The sequence below is a fragment of the Mesorhizobium sp. M0047 genome, assembly GCF_040323315.1.
Taxonomy (GTDB): domain Bacteria; phylum Pseudomonadota; class Alphaproteobacteria; order Rhizobiales; family Rhizobiaceae; genus Mesorhizobium.
On sequence record NZ_JAMYUW010000006.1, the window covers coordinates 140983 to 162680 of the forward strand.

At 62.7% G+C, this 21698-nt stretch carries 16 protein-coding genes; 6 read left to right on the forward strand and 10 right to left on the reverse strand.

Annotation, left to right across the window (positions count from 1 at the left end):
- Nucleotides 1-84: 84 nt before the first annotated feature.
- Nucleotides 85-816 carry a helix-turn-helix transcriptional regulator gene (locus tag NKJ89_RS07950; RefSeq protein WP_352601345.1) on the reverse strand — a complete coding sequence of 244 codons (732 nt, stop codon included), beginning with the start codon at nt 814-816 and terminating at the stop codon, nt 85-87.
- 296 nt (nt 817-1112) lie between these two features.
- Here NKJ89_RS07950 and NKJ89_RS07955 point away from each other — a divergent pair, with 296 nt between their 5' ends.
- On the forward strand, nt 1113-1925 hold the full coding sequence (locus NKJ89_RS07955) for an ABC transporter substrate-binding protein (RefSeq protein ID WP_502904112.1): 813 nt from the start codon (nt 1113-1115) through the stop codon (nt 1923-1925).
- Nucleotides 1926-1964: 39 nt separating this feature from the next.
- On the opposite strand, the gene NKJ89_RS07960 is transcribed toward NKJ89_RS07955, so the two are convergent.
- A complete protein-coding gene (locus tag NKJ89_RS07960) occupies nt 1965-2372 on the reverse strand; it encodes a tellurite resistance TerB family protein (RefSeq protein ID WP_023758057.1) in 408 nt (135 codons plus the stop codon).
- A gap of 175 nt (nt 2373-2547) precedes the next feature.
- On the opposite strand from NKJ89_RS07960, the gene NKJ89_RS07965 reads away from it, so the two are divergent.
- Complete coding sequence (locus tag NKJ89_RS07965; RefSeq protein WP_352601349.1) at nt 2548-4194, forward strand: lysine--tRNA ligase; 1647 nt, start codon at nt 2548-2550, stop codon at nt 4192-4194.
- Here NKJ89_RS07965 and NKJ89_RS07970 read toward each other — a convergent pair.
- From NKJ89_RS07970 to NKJ89_RS08000, 7 genes are all read right to left on the reverse strand, one after another.
- Nucleotides 4160-5011 (reverse strand): thermonuclease family protein, encoded by an 852-nt coding sequence (locus NKJ89_RS07970; protein ID WP_352601515.1) that lies wholly within the window; start codon nt 5009-5011, stop codon nt 4160-4162. The two genes, NKJ89_RS07965 and NKJ89_RS07970, sit on opposite strands and share 35 nt — an antisense overlap.
- A gap of 8 nt (nt 5012-5019) precedes the next feature.
- Nucleotides 5020-5670 carry a S24 family peptidase gene (locus tag NKJ89_RS07975; protein WP_023758060.1) on the reverse strand — a complete coding sequence of 217 codons (651 nt, stop codon included), beginning with the start codon at nt 5668-5670 and terminating at the stop codon, nt 5020-5022.
- Between the two features lie 82 nt (nt 5671-5752).
- Nucleotides 5753-7972 carry a 3-hydroxyacyl-CoA dehydrogenase NAD-binding domain-containing protein gene (locus NKJ89_RS07980; RefSeq protein ID WP_352601351.1) on the reverse strand — a complete coding sequence of 740 codons (2220 nt, stop codon included), beginning with the start codon at nt 7970-7972 and terminating at the stop codon, nt 5753-5755.
- Between the two features lie 14 nt (nt 7973-7986).
- A complete protein-coding gene (locus NKJ89_RS07985; RefSeq protein WP_023758062.1) occupies nt 7987-9195 on the reverse strand; it encodes an acetyl-CoA C-acetyltransferase in 1209 nt (402 codons plus the stop codon).
- An 83-nt stretch (nt 9196-9278) separates the two neighbouring features.
- A complete protein-coding gene (locus NKJ89_RS07990; RefSeq protein ID WP_352601353.1) occupies nt 9279-10448 on the reverse strand; it encodes an acyl-CoA dehydrogenase family protein in 1170 nt (389 codons plus the stop codon).
- A 114-nt stretch (nt 10449-10562) separates the two neighbouring features.
- Nucleotides 10563-12353, reverse strand: coding sequence for an acyl-CoA dehydrogenase (locus tag NKJ89_RS07995; protein WP_352601355.1), 1791 nt, complete (start codon nt 12351-12353; stop codon nt 10563-10565).
- Between the two features lie 347 nt (nt 12354-12700).
- Complete coding sequence (locus NKJ89_RS08000) at nt 12701-13159, reverse strand: MerR family transcriptional regulator (protein WP_352601517.1); 459 nt, start codon at nt 13157-13159, stop codon at nt 12701-12703.
- Nucleotides 13160-13618: 459 nt separating this feature from the next.
- Between NKJ89_RS08000 and NKJ89_RS08005 the strand changes: the two genes are divergently transcribed.
- The 4 genes from NKJ89_RS08005 to NKJ89_RS08020 all read left to right on the forward strand — a co-directional run bounded on the left by NKJ89_RS08005 (nt 13619) and on the right by NKJ89_RS08020 (nt 21071).
- The gene (locus NKJ89_RS08005; protein ID WP_352601357.1) at nt 13619-17635 is read left to right on the forward strand and encodes a peptidoglycan-binding protein; all 4017 of its coding nucleotides are present in this window, start codon (nt 13619-13621) and stop codon (nt 17633-17635) included.
- Between the two features lie 192 nt (nt 17636-17827).
- Complete coding sequence (locus NKJ89_RS08010; RefSeq protein ID WP_352601359.1) at nt 17828-18751, forward strand: sulfite exporter TauE/SafE family protein; 924 nt, start codon at nt 17828-17830, stop codon at nt 18749-18751.
- Entirely contained in the window at nt 18751-19542 is a 792-nt protein-coding gene (locus tag NKJ89_RS08015; protein WP_352601361.1) for a TIGR02186 family protein, read from the forward strand. The genes NKJ89_RS08010 and NKJ89_RS08015 overlap by 1 nt, the downstream gene beginning before the upstream one ends.
- Nucleotides 19543-19814: 272 nt before the next feature.
- On the forward strand, nt 19815-21071 hold the full coding sequence (locus tag NKJ89_RS08020) for an Hsp70 family protein (RefSeq protein WP_352601363.1): 1257 nt from the start codon (nt 19815-19817) through the stop codon (nt 21069-21071).
- A 99-nt stretch (nt 21072-21170) separates the two neighbouring features.
- Here NKJ89_RS08020 and NKJ89_RS08025 read toward each other — a convergent pair whose 3' ends face one another.
- Entirely contained in the window at nt 21171-21632 is a 462-nt protein-coding gene (locus NKJ89_RS08025) for a cupin domain-containing protein (protein WP_352601365.1), read from the reverse strand.
- Nucleotides 21633-21698 lie beyond the last annotated feature (66 nt).

A 21698-nucleotide genomic window follows, 5' to 3' on the forward strand; every position in this document is an offset into this window, starting at 1 on the left:
GTGTTCAGAGGAAGATACGGCCGTGCTTCGATGAGAAAATTGCGTGATCGCGTAGGCAAGAATTTCCAGGCCGGCACGGCCGACCTAGCTAATATAGCCGCGCCTTATCGCTTCCGCGACGGCCTGGACCCGGTTGACGGCACCGAGTTTGCTTTTGGCGTTAAGAAGGTGTTTCTCCGAGGTGTGTTCGGAGATGCCGAGGATTTGCGAAATCTCCCATTCGGACTTGCCGACGGCGGCCCATTGCAGGCATTCGCGCTCGCGCGGCGTCAGCACGATATGCTCGACGGTCTTGCTCGCCATGGTGTGGAGTTGCATGGCGCGGCCAACCGCGTAGGTCGATACCAGCGACACCTGGCCAAACTCGGCAGCGGACAATTCCACGGCCTCGCCGCCCAGCGACACCATGACGATCTGGCCGTCGAGCGTGATCAGCGGGAAGGCCAGTCCATCGCGCAGTTTGAAGGCACCGGCATCGCCCATCACTTCGCCGCTGCTCTTGTTTATCTGAATGCTCTGCGAGGCGTCGCGCCACTGGAAGGGCGCCTGCAACTGTTTCATATGGCTGACGACCGGGTCGTGATCGACATAGTTGCGCGCGACGTAGCGCTCCAGCCACTCGCCCGGCCAATCGCAGAGAAGCACATGCTGCTTTTGCTGGCCGGCCGGCGTGCCCGGCTGCGGGACGGTTCCCGCCATCAGTGCGGTGAGACCGAAATCCGACGTTATGCCCAGCAGCGTTTCACAGACTGCTGCCGCCGTTGCGGCGTGCTGCAGTTGGTCTATGAATTCCAGCGTGCGATCGAACTGACCCATCGCAACATCAACCCCATGTTGCCTCATGCATTGCAGCCGATGATGCGTGCCTGATTTACACTTTGCCACCGACCACGGATTGCAAACCGCATACTTATTCTGTGGCTTCGACCCTGATCTTCTCACCAAGGCGGCCAAGGCTGATTTGCAAACCGGCTAATTCATATCCTGAAATCGGCGTGTTCAAAATCAAAAACCATTGTGCCTGTCCCATTTTCATACGAAAACCGGTGCGAGCACGACCGTGGCGGAGTTTTATCTTGGCGTTCCAGTGGAGGTCCTTCGCCCTTGCGATGATGATCGGATTGCTGTCGTTCGCCGTTGGCGCGCGCGCCGCGGCGCCTCAAGTTCCGGTTCTATGGGATGCCAAGGAGCGACTGCCCAAGCCAGACCTTTCGGCGCTGCCCCGGCTGAGATTCCTGACGACCACGGATTTCCCGCCCTTCAATTTCCTCGATGGCTCGGGAAAGCTGTCCGGGTTCCATATCGATCTGGCACGCGCCATCTGCGCCGAGCTTGGCATTGTCGAGAAATGCCAGATCCAGGCCTTGCCCTGGGCCGAACTGGAAGGCGCACTGCAGAAGGGTGAAGGCGAGGCAATCATCGCCGGCATCGCCGCAACGCCGGAATCGCGCGCGACCTATGCCTTCTCGCGCTCCTATCTACAGTTTCCGGCGCGCTTCATCATGCCGAAGGGCAAGGCACTGGCCGAACCGATCTTTGCCAAATTGCGCGACAAGCGTGTCGGCGTGGTCGCCGGCTCAGCGCATGAGCGCATGCTGCGCGACTATTTCAACACCGTTCAGATCGTCCCCTTCGACAGGCCGGAAGACCTCTATGCCGACCTCAAGACCGGCAAGCTCGACGCAGCCTTCGGCGACGGCATGCGCCTGGCTTTCTGGCTGGGCGGCTCGGATGCGGCGGGCTGCTGCCGCTTTGCCGGCGGCCCCTACCTGGCGCCCGAATATCTGGGCTCGGGCATGGCCATCGCCACCCGGGCGGACGATCCAGCGTTGGCCGCCGCGCTCGACTACGCGCTGCAGGAGATTTCGATGAAAGGCACGTTCGCGGAATTTTATTTGCGCTATTTCCCGGTCAGTTTTTTCTAATCCGGTCCCCGTCAGATTTTGCTAGGGCGCAGCTGATATTCAGGTCAGCGTGCGCAGCCGCGCCTTGGCCGCGCGGCCGATGGCAGCCACCGTCAGCGTGTCGAGATCGAGCTCACGCCGGATCAGCTGCAGCACCCGCACCTCTTCCATGCGCATTTCAAGATCGACGGCGGCCACCTCGAAAGCAGCAGCATAGGCAGTGTCGCGCAAGCGCTCGGGCAGGGCCTCGGCGACTTCTGCCAGAACGCCTTCCAGCCCATCCTTTTCGTGCAGGCGCTTCTGGCAGGCCTGGGCGACACTGACCAGCCGGTCGTGATTGAAATCCTCGAATACCGGCCAGGAGCGGACAACGTCGCCGATCCTGGCCAGTTCGACATCGGTCATGTCACGATCGGAGGCCGAGGTGATGACCATCAGGTAGATCAGGGCTTCATGCGGCGTCGGCAATTTTTTCTCCTTCAACCGGGACTCGAACGTAGGAATGCACAATCTGCATCGCAAGGAAAAAGCGCCGCACGCGTTGACGCTCCGGCAATGCACGCCTAGAGACCGGATTGAACAACCCCTGCTCCGGCCCCCGCCTTAAATGACTTGGGCCGGTGGACAATTTGGATAAAGTGACATGGCGGGATCAAACATCATCGATCTCAATCCCGAGGTGCTGGCGGCCGCGACCGAGAGCAAGGCGTGGCCGTTCGAGGAAGCCAAAAAGATAATCGAACGTTACAAAGACGCCGACTTTCCCCAAACGATCCTGTTTGAGACAGGCTACGGACCGTCCGGCATGCCGCATATCGGCACATTCGGCGAGGTGGCGCGGACGTCGATGGTGCGCCATGCCTTCCGTGTCCTGACGCAGGATAAGGTTGCGACCAAGTTGCTGTGCTTTTCAGACGATATGGACGGCATGCGCAAGATACCCGACAGCGTGCCGGACCGCGCCGCACTCGAGCCGCATCTGCACAAGCCGCTGTCGTCGGTTCCCAATCCGTTCGGCGGCGACTATGCCAGCTTCGCCGACCACAACAACGCGATGCTTTGCCGCTTCCTCGACACGTTCGGCTTCGACTACGAGTTCGCCAGCGCGACGCAATATTACAAGTCCGGACGTTTCGACGCGATGCTGCTGCGCGCCGCCGAACGCTATGACCAGATCATGGCGGTGATGCTGCCGACGCTCGGCCCTGAGCGTCAGGCGACCTACAGCCCGTTCCTGCCGATTTCACCGAAGAGCGGCCGCGTGCTTTACGTGCAGATGAAGCATGTCGACGCCAAGGCCGGCACCATAACCTTTGACGACGAAGGCACCGAGACCACGCTTTCGATCACCGGCGGCCGCGTGAAGCTGCAGTGGAAGCCGGATTTCGGCATGCGCTGGGCAGCGCTTGGCGTCGATTTCGAGATGTTCGGCAAGGACCACCAGACCAATGCGGTGGTGTACGACCGCATCTGCAACATACTGGGCGGACGGGCGCCGGAGCACTTCGTCTACGAACTGTTCCTCGACGAGAACGGCCAGAAGATCTCGAAATCGAAGGGCAACGGGCTGACCATCGACGATTGGCTGACCTATGCGCCGACCGAAAGCCTCGGGCTCTACATGTACCAGCGGCCGCGACAGGCCAAGAAACTGTATTTCGATGTCATCCCGCGCGCCGTGGACGAGTACTACACCTTCCTTGCCGCGTATCCGCGGCAGGACTGGAAGGAGCGGCTGGGCAACCCTGTCTGGCATATGCATGACGGCAACCCGCCCGCCATCGACATGCCGGTGCCGTTCTCGCTGCTGCTCAACCTGGTCAGCGCCTCCAACGCGCAGAACAAGGATGTGCTGTGGGGCTTCATTTTACGCCACACGCAAGGCGTGACGCCGGAGACGCATCCCGAGCTCGACCAGCTGGTCGGCCACGCGATCCGCTATTTCGACGACTTCGTGAAGCCGACGAAAACCTTCCGTCCGGCCGACGAAGTCGAGCGCGAGGCATTGCAAGCTCTCGACGCGGCGCTCGGCGCGCTGCCGGAAGACGCCAATGGCGAAGCGATCCAGAACGCATCGCTCAACGTCGCACGCAGGATCGAACGCTACCAGGACCATTCCAAGCAAAGCCCGGAAGGCGGCCCCGGCGTTTCTGGTGCCTTTTTCCAGATGATCTATCAGGTGCTGATCGGCCAGGAGCGCGGTCCACGCTTCGGTTCGTTCGCAGCGCTCTATGGCATTGCCGAAACGCGGGGGCTTATTGAGCGGGCGCTGGCTGGTCAGCTGGCTTGAGAACGCCGTCCACCTCTTCCAGGATCGAACCCGGCGCCTGAGGCGCCGGGCTTGGCGCGGCCGGCATTGCCGGCATTCCGGACAGATCAGGAGCCGATCCGAAAATGCCCTTCCTCGCCGTGCGTGCCTTGTCGCCGGCCTCGACATAGGGTCCACCCCTGGCGGCGCGCGCCCAGCCGTTTTCGACCAGCCATCGACCGACATCCTGCTTGCCGATCCGGCATTCGGCGGCGATCAGGTCGCGACCACCCTCGGGCGGTACGCTGCAAACCACCGCACGGCCGCGCAGGAAGGCACGGAACGCCGTCCGCGCCCGGACGCCGCATGGCCAGGATTTGCCGTCATCGCTGCAAATCTCGTCCTGACTGACGATGTCGATGCCGGAAACCGCGATCGAGTAACCCTTCGCTTCGATCCGGCCGGCGGCCGGCGCGACCGGCTGGAACAGCTTTGTGCCGTTCCAGCCGTCGGGCATTTTCGGCTTGGGCGGCACGGCCAGGGCCAGCTTGCTCAGCGGCTCGCGCGGCTCGACCCGTTCCAGTTCCTCGGCGGCACGCTGAGGCGGTGCAACGAGCTCGGGATCGATCGCCCTCGAATGCGGCGCAAGCTTCGGCGGCTGTGGATCTGAAATGGCCGAAGTGGCCGGCTCGTCGGGCACCGTCTCGGCGCCTTGCTGCGAAATCGTGTCGGCGCCCGCATCAAGCTGGTCCAGCGCGACAACGCTCTCGCCTCCTTTCAGCGTGCGGCCGCCCGTGACGACCATGGTCGCCATCACCGGGACCATCAGAACCGAAAGGGCAACATGAAGGAGACGCACCAGCCGACCTACTGGCTTGCCCATACGATCCGCGCCACCCATTCGACATCGCGCATGGGAATATCGCGGTCGGGATGATCGGGATTGAGCGAGACCAGCGCAATCGACTTGACGGTCTGGCGCTCCAGCACCTTGGCCATGACCTCGCCGGCAGTGGTCTTGACGACGACGCGATCGCCCTTGCGGGTGATGGCGCCCGGTTCGACGATGAGGACATCGCCATTGCGGTAGAGCGGCAGCATGGAATCGCCCTGCACCTGCAGCGCATAGGAATTCTCGGTGGATTGCGCCGGCAGTTCGACCAGATCCCAGCCCTGCCCGGCCGGAAAACCGGCATCGTCGAAATAGCCGCCGGCGCCCGCCTGGGCAAAACCGAGCAACGGCACGGAGCGTGTGCGGGCAAGGGCGGCGGCATGGCTGGTCGCGGCTCGGCCTTCGATCAGGCCGGTGAATTCATCGAGCGAAGCGCCCGTCGCCTCGATGATCTTGGCCAGCGATTCGGTCGAAGGCCAGCGCGGCCGGCCGTCCGACGACAGACGCTTCGACTTGTTGAACGCAGTGGAATCGAGCCCCGCGCGCTTGGCCAAACCCGAGGCCGAAAGCGAATAGCGCTCGGCAAGAGCATCGATGGCGGCCCAGACACGGTCATGCGAGAGCATTCTTGCTCTCCTTCAAACAGGAAAAAATACCTTTTTCGCTTCTAACCCGGAGCCATCCTCTTGTCCACAGTGCAAGGCTGCCTCACGCCGCCTTTCTGGTCTCGCCATTCGTATAGGGATCGAAGCGCTCGTAGAAGCTTTCGCCCTTCTCGGCCATGTCGAGCAGCAACTTGGGCGCCTTGAACTCGGCGCCGTATTTCTTCTGCAAGCCCTTGGCGATCTTGACGAATGCCTTGGCTCCGATGCCGTCGATGTATGACAGCGCGCCGCCGGTGTAGGGCGCGAAACCGAAGGCCAGGATCGAGCCGACATCGGCCTCGCGCGGATCGGTGACGATACCCTCTTCCATCACCCGGGCCGCTTCCAGCGCGATGGTGACCAGCAGCCGCTGCTGCAGTTCCTCATAGTCGACCTTCTCCGGCGCCAACTGCGGATAGAGCTCCTTGAGGCCCGGCCACAGCTTCTTCTTGGCCGGCTTGGCGGGATAATCGTAAAAACCTTTGCCGTTCTTGCGGCCAAAGCGGCCGTGATCGTCGACCATGGTGTTGATCAGCGCCATCTGCTTCGGATCGACCGCCTTGTCGCCGAGATCCCGGATGGTCTGCTTCATGATCTTCTGGGCAAGGTCGATGGCCGTCTCGTCGGTCAGCGCCAGGGGTCCGACCGGCATGCCGGCGGCCTTCGCGGCATTCTCGATCATCGGCGCCGGAACGCCTTCGATCAGCATCTTGTAGGCTTCCGACATGTAGCGCAGCACGCAGCGGTTGACGTAGAAGCCGCGCGTGTCGTTGACGACGATCGGCGTCTTCTTGATCGCACGGACGAAATCGATCGCCGTGGCCAGCGCCTTGTCGCCTGTCTTCTTGCCCAAAATGATCTCTACCAGCATCATCTTGTCGACAGGGGAGAAGAAGTGGATGCCGATGAAATTCTTTGGCCGCGCCGAATTCTTGGCCAGCGCCGAGATCGGGATGGTGGAGGTGTTCGACGCGAAGATCGCCGATGGCTTCAACACGGCCTCCGCCTGTTCGGTGGCGCTCTTCTTGACACCTGAATCCTCGAAGACCGCCTCGACCACCAGGTCGCAGCCGGCAAGGTCTGCATAGTCGGCTGTCGGCGTGATCAGCGACAGCAACTTGTCCTTCTCCTCGGGCTTGGCGCGGCCCTTCTTCAGTTGATCCGAGATCAGACTGTCGGAATGTGCCTTGCCCTTGGCGGCCGACTCCATGTCACGGTCGAGCAGCACAACCGGGATGCCGGCCTTGGCGGTGACGTAGGCGATGCCGGCGCCCATGAAACCGGCGCCGAGAATGCCGATCTTCTTGAACTTGGTTTCCAGTACGCCGGCCGGGCGGCGGGCGCCCTTATTCAGTTCCTGCAGCGAGACGAACAGCGAGCGAATCATCGCCGCCGCTTCCCTGGTCTGCATGATCTCGGTGAAATAGCGCTGCTCGATACGCAAGGCGGTGTCGAACGGCACCAGCAGGCCTTCATAGACGCATTTGAGGATCGCGGCAGCAGCCGGATAGTTGCCATGGGTCTCGCGGCGCAGGATGGCGATGGCCGGCGGCCACAGATTGAAGCCGGCGGGCGAATAAATCTGGCCACCGGGCAGCTTGAAGCCCTTCTCGTCCCACGGCGCCACCGGCTTCAAGCCATTCCTGATCATCGCCTTGGCCGTTTCGACCAGCTTGGCGGGCTCGGCGATCTCATGGATCAGACCCATCGACTTGGCCTTCTGCGGCGACAGCGTCTGGCCGGAGGTCAGCATCTGCAGCGCCTGCTGCTGATCGGTCAGGCGCGGCACGCGCTGGGTGCCGCCGGCGCCCGGGAAGATGCCGATCTTCACCTCGGGAAGCGCCATCTTGACCTTGTCACTGTCGGCGGCAACGCGCCCGTGGCAGGCCAGCGACATCTCGAAGGCACCGCCCATGCAGGTGCCGTTGATCGCCGACACCCATGGCTTGCCGCAAGTTTCCAGCTTGCGGAACAGGCCGGTCATCATGCCGGCATTGTCGAACAGCGCCTTGGTGGCCTTTTCCGCGTCCTTACCCTTTTCAGCGGCGAAGGTCGTCAACATCTTCTGCAGCAGGGTGATGTCGGCGCCGCCGGAGAAGGTATCCTTGCCGGAGGTGATCACCACGCCCTTGATGGCGGCGTCACCCGTCACGTGATCGACGATGGCGTTTAGTTCCCGCATCGCTTCTTCGGTGAAGACATTCATCGATCGGCCCGGCATGTCCCAGGTGACAAGCGCAATGCCGTCGGCGTCGATGTCGAGGGTGAAATTTGTATAGCTCATCGTTTCTCTCCCCGTCAGACGCGTTCAATGATCGTTGCGGTGCCCATCCCGGCGCCGATGCAAAGCGTCACCAAAGCGGTGTTCAAATCGCGGCGCTCGAGTTCGTCCAGCACAGTGCCCAAGATCATCGCACCGGTGGCGCCGAGCGGATGGCCCATGGCAATGGCGCCGCCATTGACGTTGATCCTGTCATGCGGAATGTCGAACGCCTGCATGTAACGCAAAACCACCGAGGCGAAGGCCTCGTTGAGCTCGAAAAGGTCGATGTCGGACAGCTTCATCTTGGCGCGCTTCAACAGCTTTTCGGTGACGTCGACCGGACCGGTCAGCATCAGCACCGGTTCGGAGCCGATGTTGGCGAAGGTGCGGATGCGGGCGCGCGGCTTGATACCCATCGCCTTGCCGGCCTTCTTCGACCCGAGCAGCACGGCCGCCGCACCGTCGACGATGCCGGACGAATTGCCGGCGTGGTGGACATGGTTGACCTCTTCCACCTCAGGATGCTTCTGCACGGCGACGGCATCGAAGCCGCCCATTTCGCCAGGCATGATGAAGGACGGGTTGAGCGAGGCCAGCGACTGCATGTCGGTCGACGGGCGCATATGCTCGTCATGGTCCAGGATGGTCAGGCCGTTTTGGTCCTTGATCGGAATGACGGACTTCTTGAAGCGGCCGTCGGCCCAGGATTTTGCGGCGCGCTTCTGGCTCTCGACCGCATAGGCGTCGACGTCGTCTCTGCTGAAGCCGTATTTGGTGGCGATCAGGTCGGCGGAGATGCCTTGCGGCACGAACCAGCCGGGCAGGCCGACCGAGGGATCCATGAACCAGGCGCCGCCGGAGGCGCCCATGCCGACGCGCGACATCGATTCGACGCCGCCGGCGATGACGATCTCGTCGGCGCCCTGCGCGATCTTGGCGGCGCCGAAATTGATGGCATCTAGCCCCGAGGCACAGAAGCGCGAGATCTGCATGCCCGGCGCCTTGGTGTCGTAGCCGGCCTCGAACGCGGCAGCGCGCGGAATGACCGAGCCCGCCTCGCCGACCGGATCGACGCAGCCGAAGATGATGTCGTCGACAGTGCCGGTGTCCAGCCCATTGCGGTCGCGCAGCGCCTCGAGCGTCTTGGCGGCAAGCCGAACCGCCGGCACCTCGTGCAGCGATCCGTCCTTCTTGCCCTTGCCCCGCGGCGTGCGCACGGCGTCATAGACATAAGCTTCGGCCATCTCTTGCTCCTTGGTTTATCCGACGGTTTTAGATTGATGCATGTCGATCTCCCAAAACCGGAACCACTTTTGGGCGACATGCATTAGAGCGAGCGTCCGATCAGCAATTTCATGATCTCGTTGGTGCCGCCGTAGATGCGCTGGACGCGGGCGTCGCGGAACATGCGGGCGATCGGATATTCATTCATGTAGCCATAGCCGCCATGCAATTGAAGGCATTCGTCGACGACTTTTCCCTGCAGGTCGCTGAGCCAGTACTTGGCCATCGACGCGGTCACCGGATCGAGGCCGCCAGCGATGTGGCGGGTGACGCAATCATTGTAGAAGACGCGGCCGATGGTGGCCTCGGTCTTGAGCTCGGCCAGCTTGAACTGGGTGTTCTGGAAATCGATGATCGCCTTGCCGAACGCCTTGCGCTCCTTGACGTAGTCGATGGTCAGCGCCAGCGCCCGCTCGATCATGGCAATCGCCCCGGTGCCGATCTGCAGACGCTCCTGCGGCAATTGCTGCATCAGCTGGACGAAGCCCTGCCCTTCCTCGTGGCCGAGCAGGTTTGAGGTCGGCACGCGCATGTCGTTGAAGAACAGCTCCGAGGTGTCGTTGGCTTTCAGGCCGATCTTGTCGAGGTTGCGGCCACGCTGGAAACCCTCGACTTCGTCGGTCTCGACGACGATCAGCGAGGTGCCCTTGGCGCCCTTCTCCGGATCGGTCTTGGTGACGACTATGATGAAGTTTGCAAGCTGGCCGTTGGTGATGAAGGTCTTTGAACCGTTGATCTTGTACTGGTTGCCATCCTTCTGCGCTCGCGTCTTGACGCCTTGCAGGTCGGAGCCGGCGCCGGGCTCGGTCATGGCGATGGCGCCGATCAACTCGCCGGTCGCCAGCTTCGGCAGCCATTTCTTCTTCTGCTCTTCGGAGCCGTAATGGAGGATGTAGGGGGCGACGATCGAGTTGTGCAGACCGATGCCGAAGCCATCCACACCGACATGGCCGATGGCCTCGATGATGGCACTCTCATGCGCGAAGGTACCGCCCGAGCCGCCATATTCCTCCGGCATCGAGGCGCAAAGCAGGCCGGCCGCACCGGCCTTCAGCCAGCTTTCGCGATCGACCATCTCATTCTTCTCGAACTCGTCGTAGCGCGGCGCGATCTCTTCCGACATGAAGCGGTGCGCCATGTCGTAGAGCATGCCGACCTCGTCCGCTGCCCAGGCGGGCTTGGGAAGGCCAAGGATTTCGACTGGGTTGGTCATGCTGGTACGATACTCCTCCCAGAGCGCATCTTCAGAGTTGAGGTCGGCGCGCTTCACGCAGGACCCCACCCGGCCCTTCGGGCCACCCTCCCCTCAAGGGAGGGGAACCATCTTTTAGAACGCTTCCGCCGGCAGTGCCATCAACGTGTCGGCGCCGCTCGAAATGCGGGCGAGATGCGCTGATGTCTCCGGCATGATCCGCTCCATGAAGAAGCGCCCCGTCACGACCTTGTTGTCGTAGAACGACTGAGCGCCATTGGCGTCCGTCTTGCCAAGTGCCGCCTTGGCCATCCGCGCCCACATGTAGCCCAGCGCCACAAGGCCGAAGAGATGCATATAGTCGGTCGAGGCGGCGCCCGCATTGTCGGGCCTGGCCATACCGTTCTGCACCAGCCACATGGTAGCGGCCTGCAGGTCGCTGAGGCCCTTCTTCAGTGCCTTGGTGAACGGCGCCATCTTATCGTCGGCGCGGTATTCCTCGCAGAATTCGCCGACCTCCTTGAAGAAGGCCTGCACCGCCCGGCCGCCGTTCAATCCGAGCTTGCGGCCGACAAGGTCGAGGGCCTGGATGCCGTTGGCGCCTTCATAGATCATGGCGATGCGGGCATCGCGCACGAACTGGCTCATGCCATGCTCTTCGATATAGCCGTGACCGCCGAACACCTGCTGCGCCATGACCGCATGGTCGAAACCCTTGTCGGTAAGCACGCCCTTGACCACCGGCGTCATCAGGCCGGTGTAGTCGTCGGCCGCCTGACGATCCTTGTCGTCACCGGCGCGGTGGGCGACATCCGACTTGATCGCCGTCCACAGCGCCAGCGCGCGGCCGGCCTCGTTGAACGCCTTCATGGTCATCAGGCTGCGGCGGATGTCGGGATGGACGATGATCGGGTCGGCCTTTTTGTCCGGTGCTTTCGGCCCCGACAGCGAGCGACCCTGCAGGCGGTCCTTGGCGTAGGCAACGGCGTTCTGATAGGCGATCTCCGACAGCGACAGTCCCTGCAGGCCAACGCCAAGGCGTGCCTCGTTCATCATCGTGAACATCGCCTTCAGGCCGCCATTGGCCTCGCCGAGCAGCGTGCCTTGCGCCTCGTCATAGTTCATGACGCAGGTCGAATTGCCGTGGATGCCCATCTTCTCCTCGATCGAGCCGCAGGAGACAGTGTTCCTGTCGCCTGGATTACCCGATGCATCGAGCTTGAGTTTAGGCACGATGAACAGCGAGATGCCTTTGACGCCTTCCGGCGCGCCCTCGATGCGGGCCAGCACCAGATGGACGATGTTGTCCGACATGTCGTGTTCGCCGGCCGAAATAAAAATCTTCTGACCTGAAATCTTGTAGGTGCCATCGCCATTCGGCACCGCCTTGGTCCGCAGCAGGCCGAGATCGGTGCCGCAATGCGGCTCGGTCAGGTTCATGGTGCCGGTCCAGACGCCGTCGATCATCCTGGGCAGCCACTTGGCCTTCTGCTCGTCGGTGCCGTGGGTGATTATTGCCGCGATCGCGCCTTGCGTCAGGCCCGGATACATCATCAGCGACATGTTGGCCGAGACCATGTATTCGGAGACCGCAGTGTGTACGGCGTAGGGCAGACCCTGGCCGCCGAACTCGACCGGTGCGGCCAGTCCCATCCAGCCACCCTCGCGATACTGGCCGAAGGCCTCTTTGAAGCCCTTCGGCGTCGTCACCGAGCCATCATCATGACGAACGCAGCCCTCTATGTCGCCGACACGGTTCAACGGGTGCATGACGTTTTCGGCGAGCTTGGCGCCTTCGGCGAGGATCGCCTCGAGCACATCGGGCGTGGCGTCGGAAAATCCGGGAAGGTTCGAATAGCGCTGGTAGCCCAGCAACTCGTTGAGCACGAACAGCGTATCCTGGACCGGAGCCCTGTATGTCGGCATGCGTTTTCTCCACCCTGCGAACCCGGTCCGAACGCCCCGATGACAGCCAGTGCGGCATGCGGACCCATGTTGAGAGCGGAGATAGCAAAAATTGACGTTTGCGTAAACGTCAATTTTTCGATGCAACAAGATTTCCCGCCCATCGCAGCAATGAGCGTGCCGGTGCGGCAGCGCGCGAGCCGAAACCCTATGGGTCGGGAGGCGAGAAAACGAAAAGCCGCGCGGCATTGCCACGCCGCTTTGATCGTCAGACAGTCAGCGGATGACTTTAGGCGTAGCGCAATTCCCAAGGGGAAACGCTATGCACTTACCCGGGAGAACCGTTTCACACTACTCCCGAAATTGCTTTAGCGAGCGACGCTAGCCTGTGGTGCCGAACGCTCGGCCAGCATCTGGCGCACCGCCGACATCGAGGCGCTCAGCTCGCTAATGGCGTCATCGATCAGTGCCCGTTGTTTCTGCAGGCGGGCAAGCTGCTTTTCCGACTTGTCCAGCGCCAGCCGCAGCTGCTTGGTGTTTGAACCCGTCGGATCGTAGAGATCCATCATCTGCTTGACGTCGCGCAGCGAGAACCCGACCTTGCGGCCAAGCAGGATCAGCTTCAGCCGGGCCTTGTCGCGGCGCGTGTAGAGACGGGTCGAACCGTCACGCTGCGGGTTGAGCAGGCCCTTGTCTTCGTAGAAACGCAGCGTGCGCAGCGTCACTCCGTATTTTTTCGCCATCTCGCCGATGCGGACAAGGTCCTCGCCGGCTTCGACAGACATATTGGTATTGGCCGCGGTCTCGCCGGCCGAGATAAGCTTCATGGTCACTGGCTTTCCCCGTCTGGTGGCGTCGCGGTCTCCTGGACCGTGCGTCGCCTGACTGGAAGCGGGGGCCTGCTTCCAGTCGTGGTTTCAACAAACAAATCGCAAAACGGCACGCTCGACGCGCCTTTTACGTTTACGTCAATTCTATACCGATTGCCGCCTTGTGACGCAAGGGTGTTCTACGCTCCGAACTTTATGCCGCACCGTCAGGCCGACATCCAACATCCTTGCAACTTCTTAAATTTGGTTAACGCGTTGTTTACCACGTTGGGTGAAATGTGGGCGCGTCGGCTACCCGTGTTTATCCTGTATCGAATTTTTCACGGTTTTTCGGAGCGCGGGTGGTAACCTGGGAAGCTCGTCTTCCACCGCGGCATTGTCGCCGGTCGCCTTCGTTCCGACAGAGACTTGGGGGAACTGGCCACGAGCCAGCCATTCTGAAAGACGGACGCACCTATGAACAGCAAGCGGTCCTATCTCGATACACTCAACGCCGGCAGGCAGCGCAGGCCGCAGACCACGCTCGAGCAGTTGAACCAGTCGCTGGAGACGCTGGAGCAGCGGCTGGAGCGGACGCGCGAGGACCCGATGGCACGTCCAGATCCCCGTCAATATGGCGCCGACGCGCGTTATCCCGCCGCCCGACCTGCCAGCCAGCAGCGCTGGTATGAGGATCCGCAGGCCGCGCCGCGCCCGAAGACCCAGATGCAGGGAGCCGCCGCTTTCGGGCAGAACTACCAGGCCATTGCCCGCGACATCGATCGCGTGCGCGGCCAGGAAGACGGCGTTGCCATGGTCGGCAAGATCGCCGGCGAACTGCGCGGCATGCGCGAGGAATTGCGCCACCAGATGACATCAGGGCTGCAGCGTGAATTCGAAGCACTGCGCAAGGACATCGAGCGGGCTTTCCAGTCAGGTGCCAAGCCCGGTACCCAGGCCAAGGGCAGTGCCGAACTCGGACTTGAATTCGAGCGGCTTTCCGGCGCCATCCAGTCGCTGGCCGAGAAGAGCGACGACAGAAGCGTCAACATGCTGCGGCTCGAACTCGAGCAGGTCAAAGCCGCGCTCGACACGCTGGCGCGCGAAGAGAGCGTGCAGAGGGTCGACCGCCGCTGGGACGATTTCGATCGCCGCTGGACGGCTTTTGAAGACCGTGTCGACGCCGACCAACGCAAGCGTTCGGACGACCCCGGCCTGTCTGTCCTGACCGACCGGCTGGAGCAGATCAGCAACGCCGTCAACAACTTGCCAGAATCGCTGTCGCTGCGTTCGCTGGAGGAGAAGGTGCGCGCACTTGCCGGCGCCGTCGACCATTTCGCCAGCCAGCAGGACAACCGCGGCAGCGACACGCTTGGCCTGATCGACGAGCGGCTGGACGAGATTTCCCGCGCCATCGTTGCCTCGACGGTAGCGGCACAAGCCAATTCATTCGACCACGAGGCTTTCGAGCGCATCGAGAAGCGGATCGACTCGCTTGCCCAGCAGATAGAGGAAGTGGCGCAGGATCGTCCCGGCAACGCGGTCATGGACCGGCTAAGCACTCTGTCGAGCCGGGTCGACGAACTCGCCGGCCGAGCCAATCTGCCCGAGCAGGCTATGGAGCGCCTGGCCAAGCAGATCGCACTCATCGCCGACAAGATCGACCAGGCGCCTACCATGCCTGACGCCGACTACATCTTCCACGGCCTGGATCAACGCTTCGACGTGCTGTCGGGCATGATGGAACGCCGCCAGGGCGACGCCATCGAACAGGGCAACATGCTGTTTCGCGATCTCGAACGCCGGCTTGACGAGGTTGCCGACAGGCTTGACCAGCGGATGCCGCAAATCGACAGCGCCGGCATCATGGACGCCATCGATGCCCGCTTCACCGCACTGGCCAAGCGCATGGAAACGCGCGTTCCCGATCCCGCGGGCGAAGCGGCGATCCGCGGCCTGGAAAGCCGGCTCGAAGACATTTCAAGCCGGCTGGATGCGTCGGCCGCGCACGTCGCCGGCATTGATCCGGCGCTGATCCGCAGCTTGGAGGCGCAGGTCGCAGGCCTGTCCGCCCATCTTTCCAAGCCCAGCACGCCGCTGCCGGAATTCGAAGACATCAGCCCACGTCTCGACGAAATCGAGAAGTCCCTGGCCGGAACGCGTGATTCCATCCTCGGCGCGGCGCGCGAAGCGGCCGAGAACGCGGTGCGATCGTTGGCCGGTTCGAGTGCCAACACGACGGCCGTTTCCGGCCTTGCCCAAGATTTGAAGACGCTTGAAACGCTGACGCGGCGCTCCGACGAGCGCAATTCGCGAACGTTCGAGGCCATCCACGACACGTTGCTCAAGATCGTCGACCGGCTTGGTTCGCTGGAACCTAGCGAGCCGGTCGAGGCGATGAGCGAATTGCTGGACGCGGCTTCGGCCGAACCGAGCAACTGGCGCGGCGCACGGCGACCCAAGATGGCCGTCGAGCCGCCGTCGATGGATATCGATCAGCCCTTGCCATTGACTGGGGACATGGCGGATCTCGATGGCGACGCCTCCAGCCTGCGCAATGAGCCGGAAGCTCGCAGCGGCCTGGGCACGCATGGCGGCCTGGGCACGTATGGCGGCCACGGTGTCGGCACCCGCACGCCAGCCGAGGCCGCCGCTGCCGCCGCCATGGCTGCGCTCGGCTCCGACATGGTTTCCGAAAAGAACGAACAAGCGGGCCGCAGATCGATCTTCGGCGGGCTGGCGCGCGCATTCAAGGGCAAGAAGGAGGCGGATATTCCGCCACTGGCCGGCTCGGCGCCGAGCGCCCCAATACCGAGCGTCGATCTCGACGAGCCGCTCGATCCGAGAATGGCCAACCGGCCGCTGGAGCCGGGCTCGGGCGCACCTGACCTCAACGCCATCATGAAGCGCGTGCGCGACGAGCGCGGCCAGCCGGCCAAGCCCAGCGACACCGATGCCGCGAAATCGGACTTCATCGCCGCGGCCCGGCGCGCGGCGCAAGCTGCGGCTGCCGAGGCCGATGCGCTGAAACGCCAGTCGACGATGACCGGACCGGTGAAGGCGCTGCGGATCGGCGACCTGCTCAAGGCACGGCGCAAGCCGATCCTGATGGGGACAACCGCGATTTTGCTGGCGCTGGGCGCCTTGCAACTGGGTAAGGCCTTTTTCGCCGATCCCGCCCAGGTGGCAAGCAACGATGTCGCGTCGATCATCGCCTCGCAGTCGGTGAAAACCGCCTCATTCGATGCCGCTGGCCAGCCAAAGACCGATATTCACCCCACGGCAGTGGAAAGCGCGCCGGATCGTGGCGTGAGACCAGCCGAGCCGTCCGAACCGGCAACCAAGGACGACGTAGCGGCGCAAAGCACGATAACCACGCCGCCAGGCGCCGATCCGTCGACGGCCGCGCTAGCAGCCGAGCCGCTTCCTGCGCCCGTCGATGCCAGCGCGGCGATGTTCGAAACGAAAGCTTCGGCTGCGCCGGCCACAACTGCCCCGGCCCCGACTGTTTCAACCGCCACGGACGCAACCGATGCCGACATCGGCACCCAGCCGTTGACGGCCCAGCCGGCGACAGCCAAGGACACCACGGGCGCGGTTCCCCCGACGGACGCTTCGCCGGCCGCAACCACGGCCAAGATCGACATTCCAGCTGACGCCGGCCCGGACGCCTTGCGCGACGCCGCCGCCAGTGGCGATGCCAAGGCGCTGTTCGAGATCGGCTCGCGTTATGCCGAGGCGCGCGGCGTCAAGGAAGACATGGCGGCAGCGGCCAAATGGTACGAGAAGTCGGCGGAGCTCGGCTTTGCGCCGGCCGAGTATCGCATCGGCAATTTCTATGAAAAGGGCATCGGCGTCGCGCGCGACATCAAGAAGGCGAAGATCTGGTACCAGCTTTCCGCGGAGCAGGGCAACGCCAGCGGCATGCACAATCTGGCCGTGCTCTTCGCCATGGCCGCGGACGGCGTGACCGACAATGAATCGGCCGCGCACTGGTTCCAGGCGGCGGCCGACGTCGGCGTCAAGGACAGCCAGTTCAACCTCGGCATCCTCGCCGCCAAGGGCGTCGGCATGAAGCAGAACCTCGAAGAGTCCTACAAATGGTTCGCGCTCGTCGCCAAGACCGGCGACAAGGATGCGGCGGCCAAGCGTGACGAGATCGCCAATGCGCTGCGGCCCGAGCAGCTCGAACGCGCCCGCGCCGCGGTCGAACTGTGGAAGGCCAAGCCGCTGGACGCGGCAGCCAATTCGGCCGACGTTCCCGAATCCTGGCAGAACGGCGCACCGCAGACAACCGCCAGCATCGACATGACGAAGGCCGTCCAGAATATCCAGCGCATTCTCAACAAGAATGGCTATGACGCCGGCGGCGCCGACGGCAAGATGGGCCAGAAGACCAAGATCGCGATCATGGCTTTCCAGACCGATAACAAGATGCCGGCGACCGGCGAGGTCGATGAAAAACTGGTCAAGGCGCTGCTGGCGCGCAAATAACGGCAGAGGCGTCGCTTCCACGACGCCCTTGCCACACATTTGCCTGTTAACTGATTGAGATGTTTTTTGTTTCGGCGGCGTAGCGCGGTTTGACTTCGCAGCACCTCCGGCGCAAGAACGAATTGGCTTGTCGGTCCAAGATGCCCGCAACGGTTGCATTCGCCGACAGGCAGAACTGATCGAGACTGACGGGTGGGCATCTATCTCCCGATCGCGGAAATTTCCGTCAACGTCTTCGTCCTGCTGGCCATGGGTGCGGCGGTGGGCTTCCTGTCGGGCATGTTCGGGGTCGGCGGGGGCTTCCTCATCACGCCGCTCTTGATCTTCTACAACATACCGCCGGCGATCGCGGTCGCCACCGGCGCCAACCAGGTCATCGCCTCCTCCGTCTCCGGCGTCCTTTCGCACATGAAGCGGGGGACGCTCGACTTCAAGCTCGGTGGGGTTTTGCTGGCCGGCGGCATCATCGGCTCCACTGCCGGCATCTACGTCTTCGCCTTCCTGCGCCGCCTCGGCCAGCTCGACCTGTTCATCTCGCTGCTCTACGTCGTGCTGCTTGGCACCGTCGGCGGGCTAATGCTGGTCGAAAGCGTCAATGCCTTGCGTGCCACGCGCAGCGGCGCCGCACCGGTGCTGAAGAAATCCGGGCAGCACAACTGGATCCATCGCTTGCCGTTGAAGATGCGTTTCAGGGCCTCAAAGCTGTTCGTCAGCGTCATCCCCGTGCTTGGCCTTGGCGCGGGCATCGGCTTCCTGTCGTCGATCATGGGCGTCGGCGGCGGTTTCATCATGGTGCCGGCGCTGATCTATCTCCTGAAAGTGCCGACCAATGTTGTTATCGGCACATCGCTGTTCCAGATCATCTTTACCTCCGCCTATACGACGCTGGTCCACGCCACCACCAACCAGACGGTCGACGTCGTGCTGGCCTTCCTGCTGATGGCGGGCGGCGTGGCCGGTGCGCAATATGGCGCCAAGGCCGGCCAGAGGCTGCGCGGCGAACAGCTCAGGGCCTTGCTGGCGGTGCTGGTGCTGGCGGTAGCGATACGACTGGCCATCAGTCTCTTCGTCACCCCGCCCAACCTCTATTCGCTGTCTGCCGCGGGCCTCAACTGATGAGGGCTCCGAACGTGTTCGCAACAGCCATTTTCCTGTCGCTGCTTGCGGCCGCCGTGCCGGCGAAGGCACAGGTCCCGCTGACGGAAGGCATCCAGATCGGGCTCTCCACCGACAATGTCTCAATCACCGCCGGCTTTTCCGGCGCCGACCTGACCATCTTCGGTTCGCTGGAAAATCCCGATCCACTCGTGGCGCGCCAGGGCCGCTACGATGTCATCGTCGTGCTCGAAGGGCCGCCCAAACCGGTGGTGGTGCGCCGCAAGGACCGGGTTCTCGGCGTCTGGATCAATCTGGACTCCGAGACCTTCGAGAACGTGCCGGTGTCCTATTCGGTGGCGACGACGCGGCCGCTGCAGGACATCACCGAGCCGAACAGCTATAAGCAGCTGTCGCTCGGCGCCTCCAACCTTTACATGCAACCCGCCGATCCCGGCGACAGCCCGGCGACGATCGAGGAATTCACCGCGGCGCTGCGGGAGCGCAAGTCGGCGACCGGCCTCTACAGCGAGAATGTCGGCGGCGTGCAATTCCTGTCGCAGAACCTGTTCCGCGCCACCGTCAGGCTGGCGCCGAATGTTCCGGTCGGCACCCACAAGGCGCGCGCCTTCCTGTTCAAGAGCGGCCTGTTCATCAAGGAAAGCTCGGCCCAGCTCGAAATCCGCAAATCCGGTTTTGAACAGTCGATCTTCCGTGTCGCGCACAATTATTCCTTCCTCTACGGCGTCTTCGCGATATCGCTAGCCATGCTGACCGGCTGGCTCGGGAGGCTGATCTTCCGGCGAGACTAATGCATGTCGCCCAAAAGTGGCCCCGGTTTTGGGAGAACGACATGCATCGAATCAAAAACCTAAAGCGCGTCGCCTGAATCCGTTCAAACGCGACGCGCTTTAGAACTTTTCCCGAAAAGTGGTTTCCCTTTGCGGGAGCATGCGGTAGACCGCGCTCCCCAGCCAACTGGCAGACACAAACAATTCGGTTCGGCAGAGCAGCCCGTCCCCGGGCAGCGCGCGATTTCTCGTGGCGCCTATCGGCTCGTCGACGACCAATACAGGAACTTGTCATGCGACCAGCCTTCGCCGGCATCGACTTCGGCACTTCCAATTCCACCGTGGGCGTGGTCAGGAACGGGCAGCCGCGCCTCGTCACGCTTGAGGACGACCAGGTCACGCTGCCCAGTGCCGTGTTCTTCAACTTCGAGGACAACCGCACCTGTTTTGGCCGCCACGCCATCGCCAACTACACCGACAGCATCGAGGGCCGGCTGATGCGCTCGCTGAAGAGCGTGCTCGGCAGTTCGCTTGCGCACGAGAAGACCCGTATCAAGGCGCGCTCGATCGGGTTCATGGAAATCGTCGGCCTGTTCCTCGGCCATCTCAAGAAGAAGCTCGAAGCTGATGCCGGCGATGCCGTCGAGACCGTGGTGCTTGGCCGGCCGGTGCAATTCGTCGATGACGACGCTGAGGCCGACGCGAAGGCGCAAAGCGAACTCGAGAACGCCGCGCGCGCCCAGGGCTTCAAGCACATCGCATTCCAGTTCGAACCGATTGCGGCTGCGCTCGACTACGAGCAGAAGGTGGCGAGGGAAGAGCTGGCGCTGATCATCGACATGGGCGGCGGCACCTCGGACTTCTCGGTCGTGCGCGTTTCACCGCAGCGCTCCCGGTCGCTCGACCGCAAGGACGACATCCTGGCCAGCCGGGGCATCCATATTGGCGGCACGGATTTCGACCGGCTGCTGAGCATCGCCCATGTCATGCCGCAGCTTGGCTATTTGACGCCGACCAAGGACGGCAAGCGCAATCTGCCGGCCAGCTACTTCATCGACCTCGCGACATGGCAGCGCATCAATCTGGTCTACACCGCCAAGGCGATGACGCATCTGCGCCAGATCCGCTACGAGGCTGAGCGCGCCGACCTGGTCGACCGCTTCATCCACATCGTCGAGCACCGCTACGGACACGCGCTGGCGGCGCTTGTCGAAAAAGCCAAGATCGAGCTCACCGACAGCTCGTTCGCAGAGGTCGCGGTGAAGCTGCCGGGCGCGGAGTTCGCCGCCGAGATTACGCGCAGCGGGCTGGAAGCCACGATCGCCAGGGATATCGAGCGGGTCACAGGAACGGTGGCGCAGACCATCCGGGACGCTGAGGTCAGGCCATCCGATATCACCGCGGTGTTCCTGACCGGCGGATCGACCGCGATTCCGCTCGCCAGACGAGAGATCCTGTCGCTGGTGCCGCAGGCATCCGTCATCGAAGGCGACATGTTCGGCTCGGTCGGACTTGGCCTGGCGCTGGATGCTCAGCGAAAGTTCGGCTGAGGCTTTCTTGGAGCGGTTCTGCTTTACCGATCCGCGTTGGACTAGGCCATATGCACATAAACGCCGCAGGCGTGACGCGACGAAGGCCTGGACAGGGACTTACCCGCGCGTTGTCAAAGTCGAGAGCTGGTCAGTGTCGTAGCGGTTTCGCAAATCGGCGAGCGCTTTTGGGTCCGGCGCACCTTGCGCCGCGAGTTTGGCAAGTTCTTCGAAGTAGTGTTCGTGGCCAGGCGGAGAGACGGTCATCAGCACGCGCGCGGGCCTCTCACTGACATTCGTGATGTCGTGCGGTACTCCCGGTGGAATGAACAGATAGGTTCCGGGCGTTGCACGGATCGTCTTGTCGCCGACATGCCACGCACACTCGCCCTCGAGCAGGTAGAACGTCTCTTCCTGGACGCGGTGAACATGCCGTCCGGTGGCGAATCCCGCTGGGATCGTCCAGTCAAACATGCTCGTGTGCTTGGTATTTTCGCCGGTGACGAGGAAGACCATAGGTTGACCACGCAGCATGATACCCTTCTTCTCATCGGGCATGCGAATGACGGCATTGGCACTCATAGGATCCTCCTTTGACTGGGCGCTTACTTCTGGCAAGCACCTGTGCAACATTGGCCGTCGATGCCG

What these genes read in the sequence shown, in the direction of transcription:
- NKJ89_RS08025 (WP_352601365.1), bottom strand. Translation starts at nt 21,632, where the DNA reads ATGAGTGCCAATGCCGTCATTCGCATGCCCGATGAGAAGAAGGGTATC.
- NKJ89_RS07950 (WP_352601345.1), bottom strand. Translation starts at nt 816, where the DNA reads ATGGGTCAGTTCGATCGCACGCTGGAATTCATAGACCAACTGCAGCAC.
- NKJ89_RS08015 (WP_352601361.1), top strand. Translation starts at nt 18,751, where the DNA reads ATGAGGGCTCCGAACGTGTTCGCAACAGCCATTTTCCTGTCGCTGCTT.
- NKJ89_RS08020 (WP_352601363.1), top strand. Translation starts at nt 19,815, where the DNA reads ATGCGACCAGCCTTCGCCGGCATCGACTTCGGCACTTCCAATTCCACC.
- NKJ89_RS07995 (WP_352601355.1), bottom strand. Translation starts at nt 12,353, where the DNA reads ATGCCGACATACAGGGCTCCGGTCCAGGATACGCTGTTCGTGCTCAAC.
- NKJ89_RS08000 (WP_352601517.1), bottom strand. Translation starts at nt 13,159, where the DNA reads ATGAAGCTTATCTCGGCCGGCGAGACCGCGGCCAATACCAATATGTCT.
- NKJ89_RS07955 (WP_502904112.1), top strand. Translation starts at nt 1,113, where the DNA reads ATGATCGGATTGCTGTCGTTCGCCGTTGGCGCGCGCGCCGCGGCGCCT.
- NKJ89_RS08005 (WP_352601357.1), top strand. Translation starts at nt 13,619, where the DNA reads ATGAACAGCAAGCGGTCCTATCTCGATACACTCAACGCCGGCAGGCAG.
- NKJ89_RS07965 (WP_352601349.1), top strand. Translation starts at nt 2,548, where the DNA reads ATGGCGGGATCAAACATCATCGATCTCAATCCCGAGGTGCTGGCGGCC.
- NKJ89_RS07980 (WP_352601351.1), bottom strand. Translation starts at nt 7,972, where the DNA reads ATGAGCTATACAAATTTCACCCTCGACATCGACGCCGACGGCATTGCG.
- NKJ89_RS07990 (WP_352601353.1), bottom strand. Translation starts at nt 10,448, where the DNA reads ATGACCAACCCAGTCGAAATCCTTGGCCTTCCCAAGCCCGCCTGGGCA.
- NKJ89_RS07975 (WP_023758060.1), bottom strand. Translation starts at nt 5,670, where the DNA reads ATGCTCTCGCATGACCGTGTCTGGGCCGCCATCGATGCTCTTGCCGAG.
- NKJ89_RS07985 (WP_023758062.1), bottom strand. Translation starts at nt 9,195, where the DNA reads ATGGCCGAAGCTTATGTCTATGACGCCGTGCGCACGCCGCGGGGCAAG.